Source organism: Mycobacterium sp. UM_Kg27 (genome assembly GCF_000972905.1).
Classification (GTDB): domain Bacteria; phylum Actinomycetota; class Actinomycetes; order Mycobacteriales; family Mycobacteriaceae; genus Mycobacterium.
The window spans coordinates 1-8,071 of record NZ_JRMM01000170.1; the positions used below are offsets into that span (position 1 = coordinate 1).

General features: G+C 67.7%; 4 protein-coding genes. All 4 read right to left on the bottom strand.

The window, feature by feature from the left end; translation table 11 throughout:
- The coding region (locus LI94_RS19240) for a type I polyketide synthase (RefSeq protein ID WP_046302198.1) at window positions 1-2,391 on the bottom strand (2,391 nt) is incomplete at its 3' end.
- 92 nt (window positions 2,392-2,483) lie between these two features.
- A complete protein-coding gene (locus tag LI94_RS19245) occupies window positions 2,484-3,776 on the bottom strand; it encodes an MFS transporter (RefSeq protein ID WP_239651274.1) in 1,293 nt (430 codons plus the stop codon).
- An 11-nt stretch (window positions 3,777-3,787) separates the two neighbouring features.
- Window positions 3,788-5,410 (bottom strand): glycosyltransferase family 87 protein, encoded by a 1,623-nt coding sequence (locus LI94_RS19250; RefSeq protein ID WP_046302199.1) that lies wholly within the window; start codon window positions 5,408-5,410, stop codon window positions 3,788-3,790.
- On the bottom strand, window positions 5,407-7,929 hold the full coding sequence (locus tag LI94_RS19255) for a transglycosylase domain-containing protein (RefSeq protein WP_239651275.1): 2,523 nt from the start codon (window positions 7,927-7,929) through the stop codon (window positions 5,407-5,409). The genes LI94_RS19250 and LI94_RS19255 overlap by 4 nt, the downstream gene beginning before the upstream one ends.
- Between the last annotated feature and the right edge of the window lie 142 nt (window positions 7,930-8,071).

Here is an 8,071-nt window from a genome sequence, read left to right on the forward strand (position 1 = left end):
AGATGTGTATAAGAGACAGATGTAACGCAGGTTGTCCGCCCAGTACTGGCCGTCGAATGCCGGCCGGTCACGGGGCGACCACAAAGTCGCGGAGTAGTAGGGGATCTCGGGCTCAGCCGGTTTGAGGTCGGCGAGGGCTAGAGCCATCTCGTTGAGGACCGGCTCGACCTGCGGCGAGTGCGCGGCGACCGCGACCGGCACCTCACGCGCCGGAACTCCCTGTTGCTGCCAGTCGGCCACCAGGCCCCGAACGGTCGCTGCGTCTCCGCCGATGGTCGTCGACTCCGGCGACTCGACCACAGCGAGCACCGCGTCCGACACGTCACGAATAGACAACTCCGACAGCACTTGCTGCGCAGGCAGTTCCACGGTGGCCATGGCGCCGTTGCCGACGATCCGCGACATCAAACGTGACCGTCGACATACCACGCGCAGCCCGTCCTCCAGGGTCAGTCCGCCGGCTACGACGGCCGCCGCGGCCTCGCCGAGCGAATGCCCGATGACGGCACCCGGCCGAACCCCGTGGGCCTTCATCGCCTCGGCCAGTGCGACCTGGATGGCGAAGTTCGTCGGCTGCGCTCGTTCGACTTCGGTCGGCGGCCGCTCGGCGGCGATGGCTTCGGCGAGTGAGAAGCCGGCCTCTGCCGCGACGACCGGCTCCATCTGGGCGATCGCGTCCGCGAAAGTCGGTTCTTCGGCGAGCAATGCCGCCATTGGCGCCCACGGGGGAGCTTGCTCAGAGAACACCCACACCGGACCGCGGCCATCCGCTTCGATAGCGGGCTGGTACGCCAAGTCGTTGCCGGCGATTTTGCGCAGCGCGTCGCTGAGTTCGCCGAAGTTGCCCGCCGACACCGCCGTTCGTACCGACCGGTGGGATCGCCTCCGCGCCAGCGTGTAGCCGAGATCGGCGAGGCCGACGGTAGTCATCGCGCTGCCGTGTTCGTCGACCCAGTCCGCCATCCGGGCGGACGTCACCCGCAGCTGGTCTGCGGAGTTCGCCGATATCGGGAAGAGCAAGGGCGCCTGCCGGCCGTCTGCTGTCCCCGTCTCCGTGGTCGCATCCGGCACCGCCGACACCGGTGGTTGCTCGACGATGACGTGCACGTTGGTGCCCGACCGGCCATGCGAAGAGACCGCGGCCCGACGCGGATGGCCCGCCTTGGTCGGCCATGACGTATTTTCAAGCGGCACAACCAGGTTGGTTTCTATCCCAGCGAGCTGGTCCGGCAGCCGGGTGAAATTCAGATGTCGTGGGATCGTGCCGTGCTGCAGGGCCAGTATCGCCTTCATCAGGCCCAGCGGTCCGGACGCCGACTGGCAGTGCCCGAAGTTGGCCTTGACCGACGCCACGAAGCAGCGCTGGTCGGTGCCGTAGACCTCGGCCAGGCCCGCGTACTCGGTCAGATCCGCGGCCGGGTTTCCCAGACCGTGTGCTTCAACCAGCTCCACCGTGGCGGCGTCGACGCCGGCCGCGGCCAATGCGGTCTGATACACCGCGACCTGCGCCGGCTGCGACGGCGCCCCGGCTGTTCCGGTGCCGCCGTCCTGATTGGCGGCACTGCCGCGCAGCACCGCCAGGATGCGGTCGTGATCGCGGATGGCCTCGGGCAGTCGCTTGAGAAGCAACACCACGCAGCCTTCACCCGCCACGAATCCGTCGGCGTCGGCGTCGAAGGCCCGGCAACGGCCGGTCGGAGACAATATGCCCTGCTGCGAGCCGGCCACCGACCTGCGGGGGTCGAGCATCACCGATACGCCGCCGGCCAGGGCGAGCTCGCTCTCGCCGACCTGCAGGCTGCGGCATGCCTGGTGGACTGCCATCAGGCCCGAGGAACACTCCGTGTCCACCGTGACTGCCGGCCCGTGCAGTCCCAGGGCCTGCGACACCCTTGCGGACGCGAAGCCGATGCTGGTCGCGGTGAATCCGTACGGTCCCTCGGCGGCGCCGCAGTCGGCGGACAGCTGCTCATAGTCGCTGTGCGTCAGCCCCACGAAGACCCCGGTCTGTGATCGGGTCAAGGCCGCCGGGTCGATTCCGGCATGCTCGACGGCCTCCCACGAGGTCTCCAGCAGCAGGCGGTGTTGCGGGTCGACCGCGATGGCTTCCGGCTCGGTCATGCCGAAGAAGTCGGCATCGAACGCGCCGATGGAGTCCAGGAAGCCGCCCCATCGGGATACCGACCTGCCCGGCTGCCCCGGCTCGGAGCCGTAGTAGGCGTCGACATCCCACCGGTCCGCGGGCACTTCGCCGATGAGGTCGGCACCGCGCAGCAATGCTTCCCAGAACCGTTGCGGAGAATCGATGCCGCCGGGCAGCCGGCAGGCCAGCCCGATAACGGCGATCGGCAGGGCGGACGGGTCGTGAGGAGGGGGAGGAGCGGTAGTCATCGCCCTCGCGAGGTTACAGCACGGTCACGACAAACTTGCGCCTACGTAAACTCAGGTACCAAAAAGAGGCCGCTAAACCACTATTCAAGTCCTCAAGGACGTACCCGCAGTTCACTTTGCGAGGAGGTTCGGATGGGCAGCATCGCGACCAATCCGGCCGCCAGCACGACCAACAGGCCGCCGAGCCCGGCCCGGTCGGCACCGAACAGATCCACGAAGGTGAAGAACAGCGTCGGCGCCAGGAACGTGGCCGCACGCCCGGTGGTGGTGTAGAGCCCGAAGGTCAGGCCTTCCTTTCCGGTGGCGCTCATCTGTAGCAACAAGGTGCGCGCCGAGGACTGGGCCGGTCCGATGAACAGGCACAGCAGCAAGCCGCAGACCCAGAACGTCAGGGGCCCCGACAGTGCCAGCAAAACCAGCCCCACCACGATCATCGACGCCAACGCGCCGAGGATCACCGCCTTGGACCCGATGCGCTCGTCGAGCAGCCCGCCGAGCGCCGCCCCGACCGCGGCCACCGTGCTGGCTGTGACTCCGAACAGCAGCACATCAGCAGCGGAGATGCCGTACACGTTCACCCCCAACACCGCCCCGAACGCGACCACCCCGGTAAGCCCGTCCCGGAACACCGCGCTGGCCAGCAGGTAGTAGACGATGTTGTGGTCACGGCGCCATTCGGCGACCAGATCGGCTCGAAGCTGGCGGAAGCCTTTCGTGGCGGCGTTCGGCAGATCGTCAACGGCGGCATCGGCACACGCCTTTGGCCGTGACCTCAGCAACGGCAACGCGAAGACCAAGAACCACATCGCGGTCAGCAGCATCGCCGCGCGCACGTTCACCCCGTCAGCGGTCGGCAGGTGCAGCAGACCAACGTTGGACCCCTCCCCCGCGACGAAGCCCACGTAGACCACCAACAGCAGTGCCACACTGCCCAGGTAACCGGCGGCCAGACCGAAACCGGAAACCCTGCCGGAGTTCTGCGGTACGGTGACCGACCGCAACATCGCGTTGTAGGGGACGGTGGCCAGATCACTGCAGGCGGCCGTCACGGCCAACAGTGCCAAGCCCGGCAACAGGTAACGCGGGTCATCGCGGATCAGGCTCATCGACGCGGTCAACACGGCAACCGTGCCGCTCAACACGATCAACGCCACACGCCGCCGCCGTGGGTCGGTGATCGAGTTGCCGGTCAGTGGAGCCATCAAGGCCACCACGATCCCGGCAATGGCCATTGCCCGGCCCAGCCAGCTGGCCGGCGAGGTGCCGGCGCCCGCCCCGACCGAGGCGGTCAAGTACACCGAGAAAACGAACGTGATGGTGATCGCGTTGAGGCCGGTGGCTCCGCAGTCCCAGAGCGCCCACGCCAACCACGGGGGTTTCCGCACGGGCACAAACCCTATAGCTGTCGCGCACTCACCTGCCCGCCGGTTCCCATTTCGGCCTGGGATCGAAGCCAGGGCAGGGGCGCATCCGGTGCCGCATCGAACACCCCGCCGGCGGGGTCGTCGGCCCACCCGTGGGCGCGCACCAGATCTTGCTGCGGGAGGTAGATCTGCCGAATCACCAATGCGCACAGCACCACCACCGCCACGTCACGTAGCAGCACGGTGGTGGTGAACCACTGCTCAGGGAGACCGCGATCGGCAACGCTGTAGAGGTAGTACATCCGCGGCACCCAGACCAGCGCATCGACGGTCATCCACACCAACAGCAGCCGGCGGTGCGGCAGCGCGAGCACCGCCAGCGGCACCAGCCACAGCGAGAACTGCGGACTCCACACTTTGTTGGTCAACAGGAACGCCGCGACCACCAGAAACGCCAACTGCGCGACGCGCGGCCGCCGCGGCGCCGTCAGCGCGATGTAGCCGATTCCGATGCAGCACAGCGCAAACAACGCGGCGACGACTCCGTTGAGCACCGTCGGGGGCTGCCACATCCCCAGGTCGCCGTCGAAGCCCTGCCAGCCGGTCAATGACCGGAGCACGTTGTAGAGCGAATCCATGTCATCGCCGCGGCGGGAGTTGAGCCGGAAGAACTCGCTCCAGCCCCGCGGCGCGTACAACAGCACCGGCAGATTCACCACCAGCCAGCTGACCGCGGTGGCCACCACGGTGCGTTTGACCTCCCGCAGCCGGCCGGTACGCAGCCCCAGCACCAGCAGCGGGAACAGCAGCAACAGCGGATACAGCTTGGCGGCGGTGCCCAGACCGATCAGCACCCCGGCCGCGGTCGGGCGGCGTCGCGCCCAGGCCAACAGACCGGCCCCGGCGAACGCGGTCGCCAACGCGTCGAAGTTGGTGAAGATCTGGAAGATCACCAGCGGCGAAGCCGCCACCAGCGCCGCGTCCCAGACGCGTCGACCGGCCAGCACAGCGGTGGACCACACCGTCGCCAGCCAAGCCAGGGCCAGACCCAGCGCGACGATGTCGAAGAACACCACTACCTCGGCCACCCCGCTCAACGCCGGGATCTTCACCACCTTGGTGATTGCCGTGTATGTCTTCGCCAAAGCCATCGCCGAGTACTGGTACAGACCGGTCAGCACCGGATATTCCATATAGCGCACGGCCGGCAGCCCGTCGTAGCGGATCTGTTCCTTGCCCGACGAGTCCTTCTCCACCCAGCTGGACTTGTACGGGAACTTGCCCTGATCCAGCAGCTCCGCGGTGTAGAGCGGCACCACGTCGGAGTAGCACAGCTGGAAGTACGCACGCTCGTTGTCCCAGTTGGCCACCCGCTGGTCGGGACTGCCGCTGCCGGTGCTCTGCAGGCACGCCGACTTGGTGGTCCAGCCCAGCGCCAAGAACAGCACGGCGATCAAAAACATCACCCGCAGCGGCGTCATGAACCTGGTCCGCCCGATCAGCGCGTGCCGGCCGACCGGGCCGCCGATGGTGTTCGACAGCGCATGGCCGACGACATCGGTGCGGCTGGGCAGGTCGCGGTCGTCGGCGCTGCGCAGGTCGGCCGCCAGCCGCCGGGGCGATCGTATGGTGCGTTCGGTGGTCTCCTCCGTCACGGCAGAGCCTCCGGCGCCGGGGGCGGCGGGGGCTGCTCCGGCGGCGGCGGCGGAGGCGGAGGCGGCGGAGGCGGCGGCGGGGGCGGGAAGGCCTCCGGCAGCGGGAAGCCCGGCGGCGGAGGCGGCGGCTCGTCAAGGTCCGGTGCAGGCGGCGGCGAGTACCAGTCGTTTTGCACCGGTATCGGCGCGCTGGTCGGCACGCCGGCGAAGCCGCCGATCTCGGCGGGCTTGGGGAACTCAACGATCGGGTCACCCCGCAGCGCGCCATCCATGCTGGCTTTCCAGATGTCGGCCGGCAGTCCCGCCCCGTAGACCGGCCCGCCCCACTTGCTGGTCAGCGGTTCGTCGCCCCCGGTGGTGCCCACCCAGACCGCCGTCGACAGGGTCGGCGTGTAGCCGACCATCCAAGCGTCCCGGTTGGCCCCGGTGGTGCCGAGCTGGGTGGTGCCGGTCTTGGCCGCGGCCGGGCGGCCACCAGCCAGGTCGTGCCCGCCCGACCAGCTCGGAATCGCCTTCATGGCGTCGGTGACGTTGTCCGCGACTGCTTTCGGAACTCGCTGCTCCCCGGAGTCCTTGGTGGTGCCGTCGAAGAGCACCCGGTCGTCGGGACCCACGACCTTCTCAATGAAGTGCGGCCGGTGGTACCTCCCGGAGTCGGCCAGGGTCGCGTACGCCGACGCCATATCGATCACCCGAGTCTGGTACTGGCCGAGCACGATGCCATTCTCCGGGGGCCCGCCCAGACCGTCCTGGGACAGGGTGTGCGCGACGCCCGGAAAGCTCTTAGCGACGCCGAGCTGGTGTGCGGCATCGGCGACGTCCTGCGGTCCGTGCTTGAGTTTGAGCATCAACCGGTAGTAGACCGTGTTGAGCGACCGCTTGAGTGCCTCAGCGATGTTGCAGACTCCACAGCTGGCTCCCCCCACGTTGCTGATCTTGGTGTTGCCGACCGTCAGCGGGCCGCTGTCGATCTGCTCCCCCAAGCCGATACCCTGCTTCAGCGCCGCCACCAAGGCGAACACTTTGAATGAAGACCCGGTCTGCAAGCCGGCCTGGGCGAAGTCGAACCCGCCGACCTCGTCACCACCGTAGTAGGCGCGCACCGCGCCGCTGCGTGGATCGATGGAGACCACTGCGGTCCGCATTGTCGGTTTCTGCCCGGCCATGGTCGCCTTGACGGCTTTCTCCACCGCCCGCTGCGCCTTCATGTCGATCGTGGTGGTGATGCGCAGTCCCTCCATGTTCAGGGTCTGCTCGTCGATGCCGAACATGTCGAGCAACTCCTCGGTGACCTGGCGCTGAATCAGTCCGGCGGGTCCGGAGGCTTGGTCGGCATTGCGCGCCTGGTCAGGCGGGATGGTCGCCGGGAAGACCTGCTTGGCCCGCTCGCTGAGCGTCAGGGCGCCAGTCTGCACCATGCCATCGAGTACCCAATTCCAACGGGCGACCGCGCGGTCCCGATTGATCGCCGGATCCAGCGCCGATGGCCGCTGAATGACCGCCGCCAGCAAGGCGCCCTCGGAGACGGTCAGGTCCTCGACCCGCTTGTCGAAGTACGCGCGGGCGGCCGCGGCGATCCCATAGGTGGTGCGGCCGAAGTAGATGATGTTGAGGTAGGCCTCCAGCACTTCGTCCTTGGACCACTCCCCGGACATCTTCGTGGCGATAACGAGCTCTTTGCCCTTGCGGACCAACCCGCCCATGCCGGCCCGCTCGGACCCGACCAGCGCGTTCTTGACGTACTGCTGGGTGATCGTCGAACCGCCCTGGGTGTCACCGCCGGTGAGGTTGTTCTTGACCGCCCGAAACAACCCCGAGACCGAGAAGCCGGCGTTGGTGTAGAAGTCGCGGTCCTCGGCGGCGACCACCGCGTCACGTACGTGGACCGGCACCCGGTCCAGTTTGATGTCAATCCGATTCCCATCCGGTGGAACGATTTTCGCCAGCTCGGTGCCATCGGCGGCGAGGATGGTCGACACCTGAGTGGTGTGGATGTCACCGGGTTCGGGGATCTCCACGGTGCGGTAGGCCATCCCGAAGGTAACGACCGGCAACGCCAGGAGCGTCGCAGCGGCGACGTACAGGCCGCGTCTGGCCCAGCGCCACCTCCGGCGTCTACGCGGTCCGTACTGATCGGGCTCTGCAGCCAGATCTGTCGGCGATTCGTCTGGGATAGGGGACTTTTCGCAATCCGGGCGTGGCCGCTCCATGGCAGCCTTGACCGCTTCCAGGCGCTCCTGCAGGTCCGCCTCGTCTTCAGTGCAGTCAGCGGACTTGTCTGCGGCTGCGCCGGCGTCCGGCCCGCTCTCTTCATCAGTGGGCGTGGCGTCGGTAGTCGTCAAGAAGTGTTCTTCTTCAGCGCTGTCGGCGCTCGGCGCTGTCGGACCCTGGGCTTTCACCGGTGCCCAGGGCATCCCCGCGGATAGGAGTCGGGCTTCCGGCCCTTCGTCATACCGACTCGGGCGCAACCCATTTCGGCGATCGGCGAAGTGCTCAGCAGCCAGCCGTCCCCCACGCATCGCTGCAGTCGCATGGTCAACAGGTTACTTCCGTGGACTCACCATCGGGTTGAAACGAGGTCACAAACGCACTACGGCGCAGCGGGCGGCTGCTCGGCCGCCGGCGGGCCGCCCGGTTCGGGCGCTTGCGGCACAGCCGGGG

Excerpts from the sequence above, each read along its gene's own strand:
- LI94_RS19255 (WP_239651275.1), bottom strand. The coding sequence starts at position 7,929 with ATGCGTGGGGGACGGCTGGCTGCTGAGCACTTCGCCGATCGCCGAAAT.